This window comes from Huintestinicola sp., from assembly GCF_051882455.1.
Taxonomy (GTDB): domain Bacteria; phylum Bacillota; class Clostridia; order Oscillospirales; family Ruminococcaceae; genus Huintestinicola.
Genome location: NZ_JBJERV010000016.1, coordinates 19,294 through 36,193 on the forward strand (window position 1 = coordinate 19,294; position 16,900 = coordinate 36,193).

At 49.0% G+C, this 16,900-nt stretch carries 13 protein-coding genes; 4 read left to right on the forward strand and 9 right to left on the reverse strand.

The features are described 5' to 3' along the window. The first annotated feature begins 39 nt into the window (after positions 1–39). Positions 40–609: a hypothetical protein gene (locus tag ACI4J0_RS02640; protein WP_439764264.1), complete on the forward strand. Its 570-nt coding sequence runs from the start codon at positions 40–42 to the stop codon at positions 607–609. Between the two features lie 67 nt (positions 610–676). Here ACI4J0_RS02640 and ACI4J0_RS02645 read toward each other — a convergent pair whose 3' ends face one another. The 4 genes from ACI4J0_RS02645 to ACI4J0_RS02660 all read right to left on the reverse strand — a co-directional run bounded on the left by ACI4J0_RS02645 (position 677) and on the right by ACI4J0_RS02660 (position 4,791). After that, positions 677–1,330, reverse strand: coding sequence for a YesL family protein (locus ACI4J0_RS02645; RefSeq protein WP_439764265.1), 654 nt, complete (start codon positions 1,328–1,330; stop codon positions 677–679). A 56-nt stretch (positions 1,331–1,386) separates the two neighbouring features. Then, a complete protein-coding gene (locus ACI4J0_RS02650; protein ID WP_439764266.1) occupies positions 1,387–2,160 on the reverse strand; it encodes a Fic family protein in 774 nt (257 codons plus the stop codon). Positions 2,161–2,298: 138 nt separating this feature from the next. After that, on the reverse strand, positions 2,299–3,258 hold the full coding sequence (locus ACI4J0_RS02655; protein WP_439764267.1) for a carbohydrate ABC transporter permease: 960 nt from the start codon (positions 3,256–3,258) through the stop codon (positions 2,299–2,301). Positions 3,259–3,273: 15 nt separating this feature from the next. Beyond that, on the reverse strand, positions 3,274–4,791 hold the full coding sequence (locus ACI4J0_RS02660; protein ID WP_439764268.1) for an ABC transporter permease: 1,518 nt from the start codon (positions 4,789–4,791) through the stop codon (positions 3,274–3,276). 363 nt (positions 4,792–5,154) lie between these two features. Between ACI4J0_RS02660 and malQ the strand changes: the two genes are divergently transcribed. Further along, complete coding sequence (malQ, locus tag ACI4J0_RS02665) at positions 5,155–6,648, forward strand: 4-alpha-glucanotransferase (protein ID WP_439764269.1); 1,494 nt, start codon at positions 5,155–5,157, stop codon at positions 6,646–6,648. A 113-nt stretch (positions 6,649–6,761) separates the two neighbouring features. On the opposite strand, the gene ACI4J0_RS02670 is transcribed toward malQ, so the two are convergent. Both ACI4J0_RS02670 and ACI4J0_RS02675 read right to left on the reverse strand, forming a co-directional pair. Further along, positions 6,762–7,052 carry a hypothetical protein gene (locus tag ACI4J0_RS02670; protein WP_439764270.1) on the reverse strand — a complete coding sequence of 97 codons (291 nt, stop codon included), beginning with the start codon at positions 7,050–7,052 and terminating at the stop codon, positions 6,762–6,764. A gap of 136 nt (positions 7,053–7,188) precedes the next feature. After that, positions 7,189–7,842: a hypothetical protein gene (locus ACI4J0_RS02675; RefSeq protein ID WP_439764271.1), complete on the reverse strand. Its 654-nt coding sequence runs from the start codon at positions 7,840–7,842 to the stop codon at positions 7,189–7,191. Positions 7,843–8,035: 193 nt separating this feature from the next. Between ACI4J0_RS02675 and ACI4J0_RS02680 the strand changes: the two genes are divergently transcribed. Together ACI4J0_RS02680 and carB are read left to right on the forward strand one after the other, a co-directional pair. After that, positions 8,036–8,596: an ECF transporter S component gene (locus ACI4J0_RS02680; protein ID WP_439764272.1), complete on the forward strand. Its 561-nt coding sequence runs from the start codon at positions 8,036–8,038 to the stop codon at positions 8,594–8,596. Positions 8,597–8,732: 136 nt separating this feature from the next. Further along, positions 8,733–11,951: a carbamoyl-phosphate synthase large subunit gene (carB, locus tag ACI4J0_RS02685; RefSeq protein WP_439764273.1), complete on the forward strand. Its 3,219-nt coding sequence runs from the start codon at positions 8,733–8,735 to the stop codon at positions 11,949–11,951. A gap of 90 nt (positions 11,952–12,041) precedes the next feature. Here the strand turns inward: carB and ACI4J0_RS02690 are convergent, their stop codons facing one another. Genes ACI4J0_RS02690 through uvrB form a run of 3 tightly spaced genes read right to left on the reverse strand, consistent with a single transcriptional unit; the run spans position 12,042 to position 16,895 of the window. Further along, positions 12,042–13,322 (reverse strand): AI-2E family transporter, encoded by a 1,281-nt coding sequence (locus tag ACI4J0_RS02690; protein WP_439764274.1) that lies wholly within the window; start codon positions 13,320–13,322, stop codon positions 12,042–12,044. 18 nt (positions 13,323–13,340) lie between these two features. Further along, a complete protein-coding gene (gene cls / locus ACI4J0_RS02695) occupies positions 13,341–14,900 on the reverse strand; it encodes a cardiolipin synthase (RefSeq protein ID WP_439764275.1) in 1,560 nt (519 codons plus the stop codon). 30 nt (positions 14,901–14,930) lie between these two features. Next, on the reverse strand, positions 14,931–16,895 hold the full coding sequence (gene uvrB, locus ACI4J0_RS02700) for an excinuclease ABC subunit UvrB (RefSeq protein ID WP_439764276.1): 1,965 nt from the start codon (positions 16,893–16,895) through the stop codon (positions 14,931–14,933). Between the last annotated feature and the right edge of the window lie 5 nt (positions 16,896–16,900).

Here is a 16,900-nt window from a genome sequence, read left to right on the forward strand (position 1 = left end):
GGCACCGTGCTCAAACCTCTGAAAGTCGGTGAAAGGCTTGTGCTGTACAAAAAGGGAAGACCGGTTTATTTTGATATTGTGGGCATCAATTTCAGAGGTCAAAATTCAGAAGAAGCTGACCCTGCAATGAGAGCATATACCCTTTATCTTAAAGGCGATGACATAGAAATACAGGAACGTGACAGATTTATAAAGGACAGCAGATATTGTGAAACCGAGATTTACAAGGATATTTTACAGAAATGCTGTTCCTGCAGCAAAAGAGTTAATGAAGAATATTCGGCTGATAAAGAATGGTACATTGATCTGCCGTACGCATTTATGGAAGACATTGTTGCTGATGTTATTATAGAAACAGATGATATTAACGAGCGCGGGCAGCTTCTTGAAATAATTGACGCAATGCTTGGCGATGATATGGATCACGAAACGCAGACCCTTGCAGGTGTAGCAGTGATCGAAGCAATTTATTTCCTTTGCGGATATAATTTTTTTCTTGATAATTCAGATATTGCAGGTGAAAATGTAATGCATGAAGCAAAAGTCCTTCGTGATTATTACGAAAGAAACGAGAAATGCTTTAAAACCGATTTGAACAGGCATAAATAAGAAATACCCTGATTATGGTGGTCATGATCAGGGTATTTCTATTTGTCTTATAGTTTCCGAATATTTTTTACTGTCCGTCATGCTCGTGGAGCTTCTCGGGGTTTGATACCGCCCCGGGGTCCTTTTCCGTCTCTCTGAAAATGTGCATAGCGGTGCCGCTGATGGTGTAAATTATGCAGGCAGGACCGATAAGCAGTCCCACAAACAGAGTTATCTCGTTCCAGAATATGAGCAGGAGCTCAAGCGCCACAACTATCAAAAGCAGGAAGGTCCTGCCGATATGCTTCATTCCCAGGCGGAAGGAGTTTTTGAGGCTCTTGGGAATGGTATTTTCATACCGCACGATAAGTGGGAACACATACAGCAGGCAAAACAGCAGGAAAAACGCCGTAAGGAAGCCCACTATCATAAAGGGCAGGCTGTTCTCCACCTGATCTGCAATGGTAAAATCAAGGTATACCGCTATGACAGCCACAATGGAAATCAGCCCCAGAGGAAGCCCCTGCTTCCAGTTAGCCTTGAAGCCGGTTATAAAATCGTTCCATATATGTCCCTCGGACTCGTCCACGAATTTCATCGCCACCGAAAATGCGGCGGCAGTGCTGCAGCCGATAGTCACTATGGGCAGGCTGAACAGCAGCCACAGGATATTTAAGATCAGCACGTCCGTAAGGCGCTGCATAAATTTGTAAAGGGGGCTGTCGATACTGAAAAATTTCACACTTGTTTCTCCTTTTTTAGTTGACTGGCGGGCTTGCCTGCCCGAGGTCTGAAAATCTATCTGCAATGCTTTGCAATAAGTTCACGAGATGTTATTTCGGAATTATTATATTTGATCTCAAAGTAATCGAGTACGCTCTTCATATCGTCCTGCATTGATAAAAACACATCTAAAAGTCTGTTCGGTTTATCGTGAAGCTGCCACTCTTTTAGTCCCTTATAATAGAACAGCTTATTTTCTGCGTTGATATAAAAGGGTACAATATCATTTTCAAGACACATTTTCAAAATGATAAGTCTCCCGACTCTTCCATTGCCGTCATAGAAAGGGTGAATTTTTTCAAATTCCGTATGAAACTGTGCAATATCGTAAAGGTCAAGACGCTTTGGAGCCTGATATTTTTTCAGCAGCGTCATAATTGACTGATGTACATCTTTGGGTTTCGCCGTTTCTATCTCACCGACTGCATTTGCATATTTTTTATGATCGCCGATAACAGCTTCGGGATCGTTATCTGTTATCAGCCCGTTTTTCAAAGTATAGTGCAGCTTTTTTATATATTCCTCTGTTATCGGCTCACTAACAGTATCCAGCACAAAGTCGAAGCACTTGAAATGATTGGCAGCTTCAAACACATCATTTACAAAGGCAGCGCCCTCAATGCTGTGGGTCTCAAAGATGTATCGTGTTTGCTCATGCGAAAGTCGGCTGCCTTCAATATGATTTGAATTATAGGCAAAATCCACCTGCATTTTATTATATATCCCGCCGCTTATTTTATTTTTCTTTTCAAACAGCAGCGTATCTGAAAGGATCCTGTTTTCGGTCATAGACGTGTTTTTATCTCCTTAAATTTTTTACATCCGATATTCAGTATATCACATCCGCCCGCAAAAATCAAGCCGTCCTAAAAAAACAGGGTACGGGAATAACGCCCCGTACCCTGTAATTATATTGTCATTAACAGATCAGCCCTTGACTGCGCCCAGCATAATACCCTTTTCAAAATATTTCTGCATAAAGGGATATACGAGAAGAATGGGTATGATGGTCACCATTGAGATGGTGTACTGGATAACCTTGGTGTTGAGCATTCCCGCAACGGCAACGCTGTCTCCTGCGGAGCCGCCGTTCATCAGAGCGCCCAGGTTAGAGGATGAGTTCAGATAAACGTAAAGTCTGTGCTGGAGAGTGTACAGCTCGGGAGAGTTTGCGTTGTAGATAAGGGAGTCCTGGAAGGAGTTCCAGTGTCCTACTGCACCGAATATGGTGATGGTCGCAAGGATAGGCTTGCTCAGCGGCCAGATGATCTTCTGGAAAATAGTCCAGTAGCCTGCGCCGTCCATGAATGCGCTCTCCTCGATCTCGTGGGGAATTGACTCCACGTAGGTCTTTACGAGGATAATGTTATAGGGCGATACGATACCGGGAATGATATATACCCAGAATGTATTGGTCAAGCCCAGCATTGAGAGGTTTAAGTACGCGGGGATAAGACCTGCATTGAAGTACATTGTGACAACGAGGAAGCGGTACCAGAATTTTCTGTGCCACATTTCCTGCTTTGTCATAAGGTAGCCTGCAAGACCCGATGCGAAAACCATAAGAGCAGTTCCTACAACAGTTCTGATAATGGTAACAGCAAAGGAGTTCCAGAGGTCGTTAACGTTGCCCATGGCAATGTAGTTCTGAAGAGTGATATTTTTGGGCAGGAAGGTAATGGCACCCTTTACAACAAGGTCGCCCGCGGAAATAGTGTTGATGAATATGTAGTAAAAGGGGAAGATACAGCTGAGGGTGAAAAGTCCGAAGAACAGGTAGTTGAAGATATTGAACACAACGTCCTGCCAGGAGAGCTTTATGTGAGTGGTATGCTCCTTGAAGCGTTTTTCTTCCGCTCTTTTTTCTTTAAGTTCTGCAAGAGACATAACTGCACCCCTTTCTTATACAATGCTCTCGCCGCGGACAGCCTTGGAAATGCCGTTTGCGGAGAAGAGAAGAATTACGCTTATGAGGGACTTGACCATACCGATAACCGTTGACAGAGGGATAAGTCCGCTGCCGATACCCAGGTTATACACATACAGGTCGAGAACTTCGATGCTTGCCGCATTCTTTGCGTTTGAGAATACCAGGTACTGATCCATTCCGTTGGTAAGGATATTTGCGACGGACATAAGGAGGAGCACCATATAGGTGGGGATAAGAGAAGGAATGGTGACATACCACATCTTCTGGAAGCGTCCTGCGCCGTCCACCGTTGCCGCCTCAAACAGGGACTGGTCGATACCCGAAATTGAGGCTATGTAGATGATGGCGCTCCAGCCGAGACCCTTCCACATTCCCCATGCAAGCATTTTCAGCCACATATGGGAGCTGTCCATAAGGTAGTTGGTGGTAACGGGATTGCCGATGCTCTTGAGGAAAGTGTTGATAAAGCCGTCGGTGGAGAAGATAGCAAGTGCGATGGCATATACAAGGACCCAGCTTATGAAATTGGGGATAGTTGTAAAGGTCTGCACAAATCTTCTGAAGGTGTTGTTCTTTATCTCCGAAAGGAAGATGGCGAAAATCATAGGCACCCAGCTTGTAAGGATACCGAGACCGCTCATTGCAAGAGTGTTCTTGATAACTCTGAGGATATCCTTCTTGGTAGCCGCATTCTGGAAGAGCTGAGTGAACCATTTAAAGCCCACGAATTTATCGGGAGAAAGGGTATCTCCTGCCTTGTAATCATAGAACGCATAGCGCCAGCCGAAGAGGGGCAGATATGCAAAGAGGAAGGAGAGAACGATAATGGGGAGCATCATAAGGAAAAGCTTGTACTTGTCCTCCATATACATCTCCCCCGCATTCCGGAAGGAGGGAAGGAGGAAGAATACAGCGATACAGAGCGCCAAAAGAGCTATCGTAATAACGAGGAACAGTCCGAAATAGGGAATGCTTGCCGCAGGGCCTATCTTCTCGGGGCGCTCGGTCAGGGACACCTGCTCAAAAGCATTTTTAATTCCGAAAAGGCAGCCCATCATAAAGAGAGTTCCTGCGCCTGTCACAGCAGCAGCGATCTTTTTCATCTTATTGCTGCCCAGGGACATACAGCCGCCTACAGCATAGAAAAGAGCCGCAACTATCGAAAGCATGCTCGAACCGAAAAGAAGCTTGAAGGCAGACTCCTCTACCCAGCCCTTTGTAAATGCTCGTCCCAGATTTGATACCAGCGTATCATAAGCGATACCGCAGGTAAAAAGGGACATATTCTTGTTGATCTTTTCACATATCCTTGCAGGGTTGAAGGAAGGGAAGAACAGCAGGACTATCTCCGCTATGAGCAGGATCCTTACGCCCCACAGCAGGATATCCGCGGTTTTTTCCGCAGGAGTTTTCGGGACGACCCTTTTCCTTGACCTTCCGATGTCGTCGGGACTTCTTTCCGACAATGCCGTTGTTACACTATCCGACATCTTGCAGCACCTCCGAATAAATTTTTCCTGCCGCTTACTTGCGCTCTGCCGCACAGATACGGCACTTAATCGTTTTCATACGGCACTCAAAGGGAACCGGTCAGATCTTCACCGACAGCTCCCCCTCCGAATTTGTTTAAAATCATTATAGCAGTTTTTGTGATAAATGTCAAGAGTTTTTTTACACTAAGCGTAAATTTTGTCTATGATAACAAGTAAATCTTTTGTTAATCGTTTACAAAAATGCAGTGCGTTTTTGGGAAAAATTACAATAAAAAATATTTTGCCCCTGCAGGATATTGAAATATGAGCGGAAATAATGTATAATAAAGAAAATTCATCTCGGAAAGGAACTTTGAACATATGAGAAGCTGCGGCGTGCTTATGCACATTACAAGCCTCCCCTCCCCCTGCGGAACGGGCACTCTGGGAAAAGAGGCTTACAGGTTCGTGGATTTTTTAAAGAAAGCGGGACAGACCTACTGGCAGATACTTCCCGTAGGCCCCACAGGCTTCGGCGACTCGCCCTATCAGAGCTACAGCGCATTTGCGGGCAATCCCCTGCTCATAGACCTTGATATGCTTGCGGAGGAGGGGCTCATCTCCCCCGATGACAAGGATATGGAGCTTCTGCGCAGAAAGGAGAGCTTTGCGGACTTCGGTCAGCTTTTCTCCTTCAAGCGGCTCATTCTCGCAAAGGCGTGCGCGGCATTCAAGGAAAAGGCAGACCCCGCTCAGACAGCTGATTTTAACCGCTTCTGCCGCAAGAATGCATGGTGGCTGGACGATTATGCCCTGTTTATGTCCTTAAAATACTTCTTCAAGCAGAAAATGTGGACCCTGTGGGACGATGAATACCGCCTGAGAGACAAAAAGACCCTTGAGGAATATTCCGAAAAGCATTCGGACGATATCGAGGTCTGGAAATTCATGCAGTACAAATTCATCAGACAGTACAGGGCTCTGAAAAAGTACGCAAACAAGCGCGGAATAAAGATATACGGCGATATGCCCATCTACGTTTCCATGGACAGCAGCGACATCTGGGCTTCCCCCGAGATGTTCATGCTCGACAGCGACAGGAGACCCGTCAAGGTGGCAGGCTGTCCTCCCGATGATTTTTCTCCCACAGGTCAGCTCTGGGGAAATCCCCTCTATGACTGGGACTATATGGACAAGGACGGCTATAAATGGTGGATATCCCGTGTACAGTACAGCGCAAAGCTCTTTGACCTTACAAGAATAGACCATTTCAGAGGCTTTGAGAGCTTCTATGCTATCCCCGCAGGCGACGATACCGCCGAGCACGGGGAATGGCTGAAGGGTCCCTCAATGAAGCTTTTCAGGGCAATAAAAGCAGCACTTGGCAATGTTCCCCTTGTTGCCGAGGACTTAGGCTTTCTTACCGATGACGTTAAGGAAATGCTCAGAGAGGCAGGCTACCCGGGCATGAACGTGCTGGAGTTCGGCTTCGGCGGCGATGACAGCGGCTATCTCCCCCATAACTACGTTAAAAACAGCGTGGTCTATATCGGCACCCACGACAATGAGACTGCTCTGGGCTGGTACAAGGGGCTTGACAAAACGGGTAAGAAGCGTGTAAGGAAATATCTCGGTCTTAAAAAGGACTCCACCGACGGTGAGATCGTATGGGGGCTTATCAGAACGGCTTACTCAAGCGTTTCCGAGGGCTGCGTGATACAGATGCAGGACCTTTTATGCCTGGATAACTCTGCACGAATGAACATTCCCTCAACCATCGGCGGCGGAAACTGGGCGTGGCGAATGAAAGGCGGAGAATGTACTCCCGGGCTTGCAAAGAATCTCAAAAAGCTGGCTAAGACCTATTACAGATAATTTTTTCGGTTTCTCTCCGTCTGCGCGGGGAGAAACTTTTTTTATACTATATCAACAAAAAAACGACGGAAGACCCATCACAGGTCCTCCGCCGAAAATTATTCCGAAAATTATCAGAAATCCGCTTCCTCGTCCTTGTCATCGGAAGAAGCTGCCTCAACGTCAGCGTCGTCTGCGCCGTCGAGAGCCTCAAGCTCCTCTACATCGCTTGCGGACTCGTCCTTGTCGGAGCAGCCGCAGCAATCGCAGCATTCGTCATCGTCGCCGAAATAGATCTCATCGTCATCGTCGAAGCTGTAATCATACTGCTCAAGCTCCTCGCGCTTCTTAACGGCATAAACTGCGGCAGCAGCGCCTGCAGCGGCAGCGAGCATTGTGAGAACTGCAATACCTAAACCTTTCATAAAGTCACTCCTTAAATTTTATAATTCCGAGAGAATATGCTTCCCTGAATGTAATTTTATTATACCACAAAGGTTTTTAAATTACAAGAGCCAAACGAGTTTTTTTGTCATTTTCAAACTAAAATCTAATCCCGTTTTAATTTTCCTCCGCAGGCTCTGCCATACTTATAGACAGCTCGTCTAAGGAAAAGCTCTTGTCCGCAACGGATTTCAGGAATATCTGCGCCTTTTTGGGGTCCTCGTTTCTTATGGTGACGGCGGCGGTATTTTCGGGAACGTCCACAAAGAAATCCTCCACCCCGAACCGCTCGTCAAGAAGCTCCTTTGCCTCATAGCATATCTCGGTGAGCCTGTTGAAGGAGCGCTTCACCTTCTCATAGCGAACGCAGGTGTAATCCCCCAACACCTCGGTGTAGCTTTCGGGGGGAACGTCCTCGGTGATGTTTACAAAAAGGGTGCCCGCATAGCTGTAAACTCCGCCGTAATCATCGGGATATACAACGCCGTTTTCCGTTTCAAAGGAGGCGAGGAGGCGTTCATAGGCGTTCTGGACGGTGTCCTCAAAGGGTATCTCTCTTTGAGTAAATTCTGTGGTGGTCTCCGTGGTTGTTTCGGTGGTCGTAACAGTGGTGGTCTCGGTGGTCGTGACGGTGGTGGTCTCCTCCGATGCTGCGGGAGAGGTCCCGGTGAAGGAGTCTCCCAATGTGGGGGCTTCCGTTTCCTCGGGAGAACCGCCCGTGCAGGCTGTAAGAAATGCCGCACACATCAGGGCGGCAACTATTTTTTTCATTTTGCTATCATTCCTTTTTATTTTTAAGCGGATATTATCCGACAAATATAAATATAGCATTTTAATACGGGTTTGTCAACAGAAATTTTGACTCGTAAATGTTCGGGCAGAAAACCTTAACCAAATTTTATTGATTTTTCCATTGCATTATGGTATGATATGTACATATAAAATTACAAAGGAGTTTTTGGATATGTCGTCAGCAGTAAAAACACTTGATAAGCCCCGTCTTTCCGTAAAGGCGCAGACCCTCTGGACAATAGGCGCTGTGGTGGGAGCGGTGGCTCTCCCCCAGCTTTTCCACCTTATGGGAGCTGTATCGGGACTTGGCACAAAGCTCGGAGAGACCTTTCTCCCCATGCACCTGCCCATTATCATCGCAGGTCTTCTTGCAGGTCCCTATGCAGGCGCCATAGCAGGCTTTTTAAGCCCGCTCATAAGCTTTGCCCTTTCGGGTATGCCCTCGGCGGCAATGCTCCCCTTTATGATGATCGAGCTCTGCGTTTACGGTCTTGCTTCGGGGCTGCTCAGGAACATAAAGCTCCCCGTTATCGGCAAGGTGCTTATAGCTCAGGTGAGCGGACGTGCCGTAAGAGCCGCAGCTATCCTTTTTGCGGTCTATGCTCTGGGAAATGACAGCATAAAGATATCTGTGATATGGACAAGCATTGCTTCGGGAATTTTCGGTCTTGCCCTTCAGTGGGTACTTATCCCCCTTATGGTTTTCAGAGCCGAGAACGGAAACAGAGAATGAGATTTACCCCATAAAAACTATTTTTTTTGATAATCTGCTTGCAATTATATTATAATTATGGTATTATTATAATAGGGAAATGCCGTTAAAGGCAAATAAACATCCGCTGATACTGCGGAACAGGGAGATTTGATTTATGCCAAAAAGACAGGACATTAACAAAATCATGATAATCGGCTCGGGTCCTATTATCATCGGTCAGGCGTGCGAGTTCGACTATTCGGGTACACAGGCGTGCAAGGCGCTTCGTAACCTGGGCTACGAGATAGTGCTTGTAAACTCCAACCCCGCGACCATTATGACAGACCCCGATGTTGCGGATATCACCTATGTTGAGCCCCTCAATCTGAACAGGCTCACTCAGATAATCGAAAAGGAGCGCCCCGACGCGCTGCTGCCTAATCTGGGCGGTCAGTCCGGTCTTAACCTCTGCTCGGAGCTTTCCGAGGCAGGTGTGCTGGAAAAGTACGGCGTTAAGGTCATCGGCGTTCAGGTGGACGCTATCCAGCGCGGCGAGGACCGTATCGAGTTCAAGAACACCATGAACAAGCTGGGCATAGAAATGGCGCGCAGCCAGGTGGCTTATTCCGTTGACGAGGCTGTAAAAATTGCCGAGGAGCTTAAATATCCCGTTGTGCTCCGTCCCGCGTACACCATGGGCGGCGCAGGCGGCGGTATGGTATATAATGTGGACGAGCTTAAAGTTGTCTGCGAGAGAGGTCTGCAGGCGAGCCTTGTGGGTCAGGTGCTTGTTGAGGAATGTATCAGCGGCTGGGAAGAGCTTGAGCTTGAGGTCGTCAGAGACGCCGAGAACAACATCATCACCGTTTGCTTTATCGAGAACATCGACCCCATCGGCGTTCATACGGGCGATTCCTTCTGCTCCGCTCCCATGCTCACCATTTCCGAGGACGTTCAGAAGAAGATGCAGGAGCAGTCCTACAAGATAGTTGAGGCTATCGACGTTATCGGCGGCTGCAACTGTCAGTTCGCTCATGACCCCGTTTCGGGCAGAATAGTTGTTATTGAGATAAATCCCCGTACATCACGCTCCTCCGCGCTTGCTTCAAAGGCTACGGGCTTCCCCATTGCCCTGGTTTCGGCTATGCTTGCCTGCGGTCTTACACTTAAAGAGATCCCCTGCGGAAAGTATGGAACCCTTGACAAATACGTTCCCGACGGAGACTATGTTGTTATCAAATTCGCACGCTGGGCATTTGAGAAGTTCAAGGGCGCTGAGGACAAGCTTGGCACTCAGATGAGAGCGGTAGGCGAGGTAATGAGCATAGGCAAGACCTACAAGGAGGCTTTCCAGAAGGCTATCCGCAGCCTTGAGACAGGCAGATACGGTCTTGGCTTTGCAAAGGACTTCAACAAGCTTTCCAAGGAAGAGCTTCTTGAAAAGCTCAGATACCCCTCCAGCGAAAGACAGTTCATCATCTACGAGGCTCTCCGCAAGGGCGCAACCGTTGACGAGATATACGAGCTTACAAAGATAAAGCACTGGTTCATCGAGCAGTCTCTTCAGCTTGTAAATGAGGAAGAGGAGCTTATGAAGAACAAGGGTGCTGTTCCCGATGAAAAAACTCTTCGTCAGGCAAAGCAGGACGGCTTCAGCGACAGATATCTCAGCCGGATACTTGACGTTCCCGAGGAGGATATCAGGAACGCAAGATACAAGTATAATATCCGCGAAGCATGGGAAGGCGTTCACGTAAGCGGAACTCAGGACGCCGCATATTACTACTCCACCTATCATCTTCCCGAGGACAAGAGCCCCGCTTCCGACAAGAAGAAAATCATGATACTTGGCGGCGGTCCCAACAGAATAGGTCAGGGCATCGAGTTCGACTACTGCTGCGTTCACGCTGCACTTGCCCTTAAAAAGCTGGGCTTTGAGTCCATTATCGTAAACTGCAACCCCGAGACCGTTTCCACCGACTATGACACCTCCGACAAGCTTTATTTCGAGCCTCTTACCCTTGAGGACGTGCTGAGCATTCACGAAAAGGAAAAGCCTGTGGGCGTTATTGCGCAGTTCGGCGGTCAGACACCCCTTAATCTTGCGGCTGACCTGAAAAAGAACGGCGTGAACATTCTGGGAACATCTCCCGAGACCATCGACCTGGCAGAGGACAGAGACCACTTCCGCGCTATGATGGAGCGTCTGGGCATACCTATGCCCGAGTCGGGTATGGCTGTGAATGTGGACGAGGCTCTTGAGATAGCAAACAGGATAGGCTATCCCGTTATGGTTCGTCCCTCCTACGTTCTGGGCGGCAGAGGCATGGAGATAGTTCACGATGATGAGATGATGAGGGTGTATATGTCTGCGGCTGTAGGCGTTACCCCCGACAGACCCATTCTTATTGACAGGTTCTTAAATCATGCTACCGAGTGCGAGGCGGACGCTATTTCCGACGGCGAGCACTGCTTCGTTCCCGCGGTAATGGAGCATATCGAGCTGGCAGGCGTTCATTCGGGCGACTCCGCTTGCATTCTCCCCGCTAAAAATCTCACCGACAAGCAGATAGAGACTATCAAGGATTACACTAAAAAGATCGCTGTTGAGATGAATGTATGCGGTCTTATGAATATGCAGTACGCCATCGAGGGAGACACCGTTTACGTTCTTGAGGCAAACCCCAGAGCTTCACGTACAGTTCCCCTGGTTTCAAAGGTCTGCAGCATAAATATGGTGAAAATCGCTACCGAGATAATGACCGCGTCGCTTACGGGCAAAAAGTCACCCGTTCCCGAGCTGCGTGACAGGGAGATAACACACTACGGCGTTAAGGAAGCTGTGTTCCCCTTCAATATGTTCCAGGAGGTAGACCCCGTTCTCGGTCCCGAAATGCGCTCCACAGGAGAAGTTCTCGGACTTTCCTCCTCCTTCGGCGAGGCATATTACAAGGCTGAGGAGGCTACTCAGACAAGACTTCCCGAGGAGGGCACCGTTCTTCTCAGCGTCTGCGACAGAGACAAGCCCGAGCTTGTTCAGATCGCAAGGGATTTCTATGAGCTGGGCTTCAAGATACTTGCAACGGGCAAGAGCTACGAGATGATAATCGACGCAGGGATCCCCGCAAAGCGTATATTTAAGATCTACGAGGGTCGTCCCAACATTGCGGACGAGATAGCAAACGGCGAGATACAGCTTATCATCAACACCCCCGCAGGCAAGACCAGCGCATACGATGACAGCTATATCCGCAAGGAAGCTATCAGACACCGTGTTCCCTACATCACCACTATGGCGGCTGCCAAGGCAAGCGCCGACGGCATCAGGGCTGTGAAGAACAACACCCACATCGGTGTGAAGTCCCTTCAGTCCTATCACGCTGAGATAAAGTAATACAGGCAATTTTTAAAGCCACCTCCGATTTGTCGGGGGTGGCTTTGCGTTTATTATAATTTACAGCTTATTCATTATCCCTTAAAATTATCAGCTATTATCCGAGCCGCCGCTCTCTTCGGGATCTTCAGCTGCTTCGGTCTGAACGGAAGTATCATTATCGGGAGAATCGGGAGAGGTCGGAGGGGCATTATCCTCAGACGGCGTTTCTCCCGTCGCTTCGGGAGCATTTTCCCCGTCAAGCCTGCGGTGAACGTCATTTTCCAGCAGCTTGTAGACCGTTGCCGCCATGGGCACGCCCAGAAGCATTCCGCCGATGCCGCCCAGTCCGCCGCCTACGGTGACAGCCGCCAGCACCCACATTCCCGGGAGTCCGATAGAGGAGCCTACAACCTTCGGGTATATGATATTTCCCTCCACCTGCTGGAGTATCACCAGGAAAATAAGGAACCAAAGGGCTTTTATGGGGTCAACGACCACTATCATCAGCGCGCCTATTGCCGCTCCCAGATATGCTCCCACAATGGGGATAAGGGCGGTGGCGCCGATAAGGGTGCCGATGGTGGAGGCGTATGGTATGCGGAGAATAGTCATTCCCAGAGCGCAGAGCAGTCCTAAGATGACCGCTTCGGTGCACTGTCCCACAATAAAGCTTGAGAAGCATTTATCCGCTGTAGCGCAGAAATAGCGGAACCGTCTCTCGTTTTCGGGCTTCATATAGCTTTTCATAAGCCTGCCCGTCTGCTCCGCAAGCTTCTCCTTGCTGAGCAGGATATATACTGCAAAGATAATTCCCACAGCGAAATTTACTATTCCTCCGAAAAATGAGGAGATGACGGTGAGAGCCGATGTCAGCGCTCCGCCCATGCCGTTCTTTGCAAAATCAATGACTGCCGCAGATATTGTTTTCCAGTCAAAGCTCTTGAGATCGATATTTTCCATTACAAGTTCAGCTGCCGCAGGAAAATTCTTCTGAGCTTCCGCAAGCCACTGCTGAACAGTCGATACGTAAACGGGGAAGGAGTCGCCCAGCACTCGGAAAATATTTCCTATCTCGGGAACGATTATCACCATTATGAGCGTCAGGGCGAGAATTACCGCCAGCAGGGACAGTATCAGGCAGACGGGGCGGCGTGTTGCAGCCACCCATTGCTTCCCGGAACGGGGAAAATATATCTTCTCGAATTTCCTCATTATGATGTTAAGTATATACGCCAGCACACAGCCGATGAGCAGGGGGCTGAATATGCCCAGCACTGCTTTCACCGCAGAGACAACTGTGCCGAAATATATCACCGCAAGCACCGCCGCCGCTGTGAGTATCAGAAACGGTATGAACCGCTTTAATCTGTTTTTATCACGACTGTTCATCTTTGATATGTCCTTTCTTTACAGCAGTGGAGCGATAAGACGGAGAAGCGCGTCAAACATCGTTCCGCGGTAATACTGCTTTATATTTTGGAGGGTTATCTCCCTGCTTTTTTCAAAGGTCTCAAGGCAGTCCTTTTTAAGGTCGGAGACAGCCTTGTTTCCGTACATAAGCGTGCCGCACTCAAAATGCAGGAACAGGCTTCGGTAGTCAAGGTTGATGGTGCCCACAACGCCTATCTTATCATCGCTCACAAAGCTCTTTGCATGGATAAAGCCCGGGGTGTACTCGAATATCCGCACCCCTGCTTTAAGGAGCGGCGTATAGTTTGCCCTTGTCATGCGGAAGATTATCTTCTTGTCGGGTATTCCCGGGGTGACGAGACGGACGTCCACTCCCCTTTTCGCCGCAAGGCAGAGGGCGTTTTTCATTATGTCGTCAAGGATAAGGTAGGGAGTGTAGATGTATACATATTTCTCCGCACGGCTGAGTATCTCGATATAGACGTTCTCGCTCAGGGGCTCGGTGTCCAGAGGGGTGTCATAAAAGGGCTGGATATAGCCGTCCGAGAGGTATTTCTCGCCGTAGACCTCGGGGGCGTATTTCACGATATCCGCCTTGACCTCCGTATCCTTGAAGCTGTGCCACAGCTCCAGGAACATTTCAGTAAGGTTCATTACCGCATCTCCCCGAAGCATTACGCCTGTGTCCTTCCAATGACCGAAGGGAGCGGTCTCGTTAATGTATTCGTCGGAGATGTTTATGCCGCCGTTGAAGCCTGTATGTCCGTCTATTACCAGTATTTTCCTATGGTCGCGGTTGTTCATCACAAGGGAAAGAACGGGCACTACGGGATTGAAGGCAAGGCATTTTATGTTGGGGTGTATCTTTTCCAGCACCTTGAAATATTTTGGCGGCAGCAGTGCCACACAGCCCATATCATCGTAAATTATCCGTATCTCAACGCCGTGCTCCGCTCTGTCCACCAGCGCCTCAAGCATCTCGTCCCACATTTTTCCTATGCCGATTATGAAGTATTCCAGGAAGATGAAATGCTCCGCTTTGCGTATCTCGGCAAGCATATCCTTGAACATCAGCTCGCCTACGGGGTAATATTTCGCCTGGGTATTGGCATAGACGGGATAGCCGCTGAGGCTGTTTATATAGCGGCAGACGGCATATGCTCTGGGGTCGGTGTCCTCAAGGGTCTTTCCCTTCTCACCGAAGCTTTTAAGCATGGGAAGATATTTTTCCTTTGTTGCCTGTATCCTGCGGTGCATATGCTTGGAGGGCTTTTTGTTGCCTGCGAAAAGGTAGAGCAGTCCTCCGAAGATGGGCAGCACCATTATCAGGATTATCCAGACTATTTTGTATGAGGGATTATCGTCCTTGCAGATGATGTACAGCACGATAAGCAGGCTCAGTACCTGCAGCGCTGCGCTTATCCACCCCGAAAAGGCGGAAAGCTTGGCTACGCAAAGCGCGAACCATGCGATCTGCAGGATAAGAAACACTGCGGTTATGAATATCCTGTTAACTATAAGCCTGCGGAATTTGATCTTCAGCTCTGAACTGCTCATTTTTTATCATCCTTTCAGAGAGTGGGGGCATTATTTTTGTTCCTTCAGTTCGTTTATCTTGTCTCTCAGATAGGCGGCGTGCTCAAATTCAAGCAGCTTTGCGGCTTCCTTCATCTGGGCGGTGAGCTTGGCGATAAGCTCGTCACGCTCCTTTTTGGAAAGCTTCTTTTCGGAAGTTTTGCCGTTTACCTCTTCCTTGGTGGATATTTCGATAACGTCGCGGACGTCCTTGATGATGGTTTTCGGAACGATACCGTGCTCCTCGTTGAATTTCAGCTGCAGCTCCCTGCGGCGGTTGGTCTCGGCAATAGCACGCTCCATTGAGCCTGTTACGCTGTCTGCATACATTATTACCTTGCCGTCGCTGTTTCGGGCTGCTCGTCCGATGGTCTGGATAAGTGAGGACTCGGAGCGCAGGAAGCCCTCCTTGTCGGCATCGAGAATTGCCACAAGGGACACCTCGGGGATATCAAGTCCCTCTCGGAGCAGATTTATTCCCACAAGCACGTCAAATTCGCCCAGTCTCAGGTCGCGGATTATTTCCATACGCTCGATGGTGTCGATATCGTGATGAAGATATCTTACTCTTACTCCTGCATTTGTGAGGAACGCTGTTAAGTCCTCAGCCATTTTCTTTGTAAGGGTGGTTACAAGCACTCGCTCGTTCTTCTCCGCGCGGATATTTATCTGGCTGAGAAGGTCCTCTATCTGTCCCTCTACGGGCTTTACGATGATCTCCGGGTCCACAAGGCCTGTGGGACGGATCACCTGCTCAACTATCTGAGCGGACTTCTCCCTTTCGATAGGTCCGGGGGTGGCGGAGACGTATATCGCCTGATTTATTTTCGAGTCAAACTCGTCAAAATTAAGGGGACGGTTATCGTATGCCGATGGGAGACGGAAGCCGTAGTCGATAAGCACGGTCTTTCTGCCCCTGTCTCCTGCGCTCATTCCCCTTACCTGGGGGAGAGACACATGGCTCTCGTCCACGAAAAGAAGATAATCCTTCGGGAAGTGGTCAAGAAGGGTGTAGGGTGTGCTTCCGGGCTCTCTGCCCGCAAGTATGCGGGAATAGTTCTCGATGCCCTTGCAGAAGCCAATTTCCTCAAGCATTTCGATATCGTAAAGGGTGCGCTGCTTCAGTCTCTGCGCCTCCACAAGCTTCCCCTGCTTCTCAAACCACTCCACACGCTCTCCAAGCTCTCTTTCTATTTCCATAACAGCTTCGTGGATATGGTCCCGTGAGACTACATAGTGGGAGGCGGGGTATATGGCTGTGTGGGCGAGGGTGGATATCACATTTCCCGTAAGCACGTGAATTTCTGAAATGCGGTCTATCTCGTCGCCGAAAAATTCCACACGTATGGCATTTTCGGTGGAGCCTGCGGGGAATATTTCCACCACGTCTCCCCTGACGCGGAATTTGTTTCGGACGAAATTTATGTCGTTTCGCTCGTACTGTATCTCCACAAGCCGCCTCAGAAGCTCCTCGCGGGACATTTCCATTCCCTTTCGGAGGGAGATGACGTTGCTGCGGTATTCCTCGGGTGCGCCGAGAGAATATATGCAGGAAACGGACGCCACGATGATAACGTCCCTGCGCTCTGCCAGGGCAAGTGTGGCGCTGTGGCGGAGCTTGTCTATCTCATCGTTTATGGAGCTGTCCTTCTCGATGTAGGAGTCGGTGGAAGGGATATACGCCTCGGGCTGGTAGTAATCATAGTAGGAAACGAAATATTCCACGGCGTTATGGGGAAAGAACTCCCTGAACTCGGAGCAGAGCTGCGCCGCAAGTATCTTGTTATGGGCGAGTACGATGGTGGGACGGTTCATTCGGGCTATCACATTCGCCATTGTGAAGGTCTTGCCCGAGCCTGTTACGCCAAGCAGGGTCTGGTCACGATATCCCTTTTCAAGTCCCTCCACAAGCTTGTCTATAGCCCGGGGCTGATCTCCCGAGGGTTTGTAGGGGGAAACAAGTTCAAATTTATCCATGGCGG

Bases quoted from the DNA above. Each gene is read 5' to 3' on its own strand.
- ACI4J0_RS02650 (WP_439764266.1), bottom strand. From the start codon at position 2,160: ATGACCGAAAACAGGATCCTTTCAGATACGCTGCTGTTTGAAAAGAAA.
- ACI4J0_RS02655 (WP_439764267.1), bottom strand. From the start codon at position 3,258: ATGTCTCTTGCAGAACTTAAAGAAAAAAGAGCGGAAGAAAAACGCTTC.
- ACI4J0_RS02660 (WP_439764268.1), bottom strand. From the start codon at position 4,791: ATGTCGGATAGTGTAACAACGGCATTGTCGGAAAGAAGTCCCGACGAC.
- malQ (WP_439764269.1), top strand. From the start codon at position 5,155: ATGAGAAGCTGCGGCGTGCTTATGCACATTACAAGCCTCCCCTCCCCC.
- ACI4J0_RS02670 (WP_439764270.1), bottom strand. From the start codon at position 7,052: ATGAAAGGTTTAGGTATTGCAGTTCTCACAATGCTCGCTGCCGCTGCA.
- ACI4J0_RS02675 (WP_439764271.1), bottom strand. From the start codon at position 7,842: ATGAAAAAAATAGTTGCCGCCCTGATGTGTGCGGCATTTCTTACAGCC.
- ACI4J0_RS02680 (WP_439764272.1), top strand. From the start codon at position 8,036: ATGTCGTCAGCAGTAAAAACACTTGATAAGCCCCGTCTTTCCGTAAAG.
- carB (WP_439764273.1), top strand. From the start codon at position 8,733: ATGCCAAAAAGACAGGACATTAACAAAATCATGATAATCGGCTCGGGT.
- ACI4J0_RS02690 (WP_439764274.1), bottom strand. From the start codon at position 13,322: ATGAACAGTCGTGATAAAAACAGATTAAAGCGGTTCATACCGTTTCTG.
- cls (WP_439764275.1), bottom strand. From the start codon at position 14,900: ATGAGCAGTTCAGAGCTGAAGATCAAATTCCGCAGGCTTATAGTTAAC.
- uvrB (WP_439764276.1), bottom strand. From the start codon at position 16,895: ATGGATAAATTTGAACTTGTTTCCCCCTACAAACCCTCGGGAGATCAG.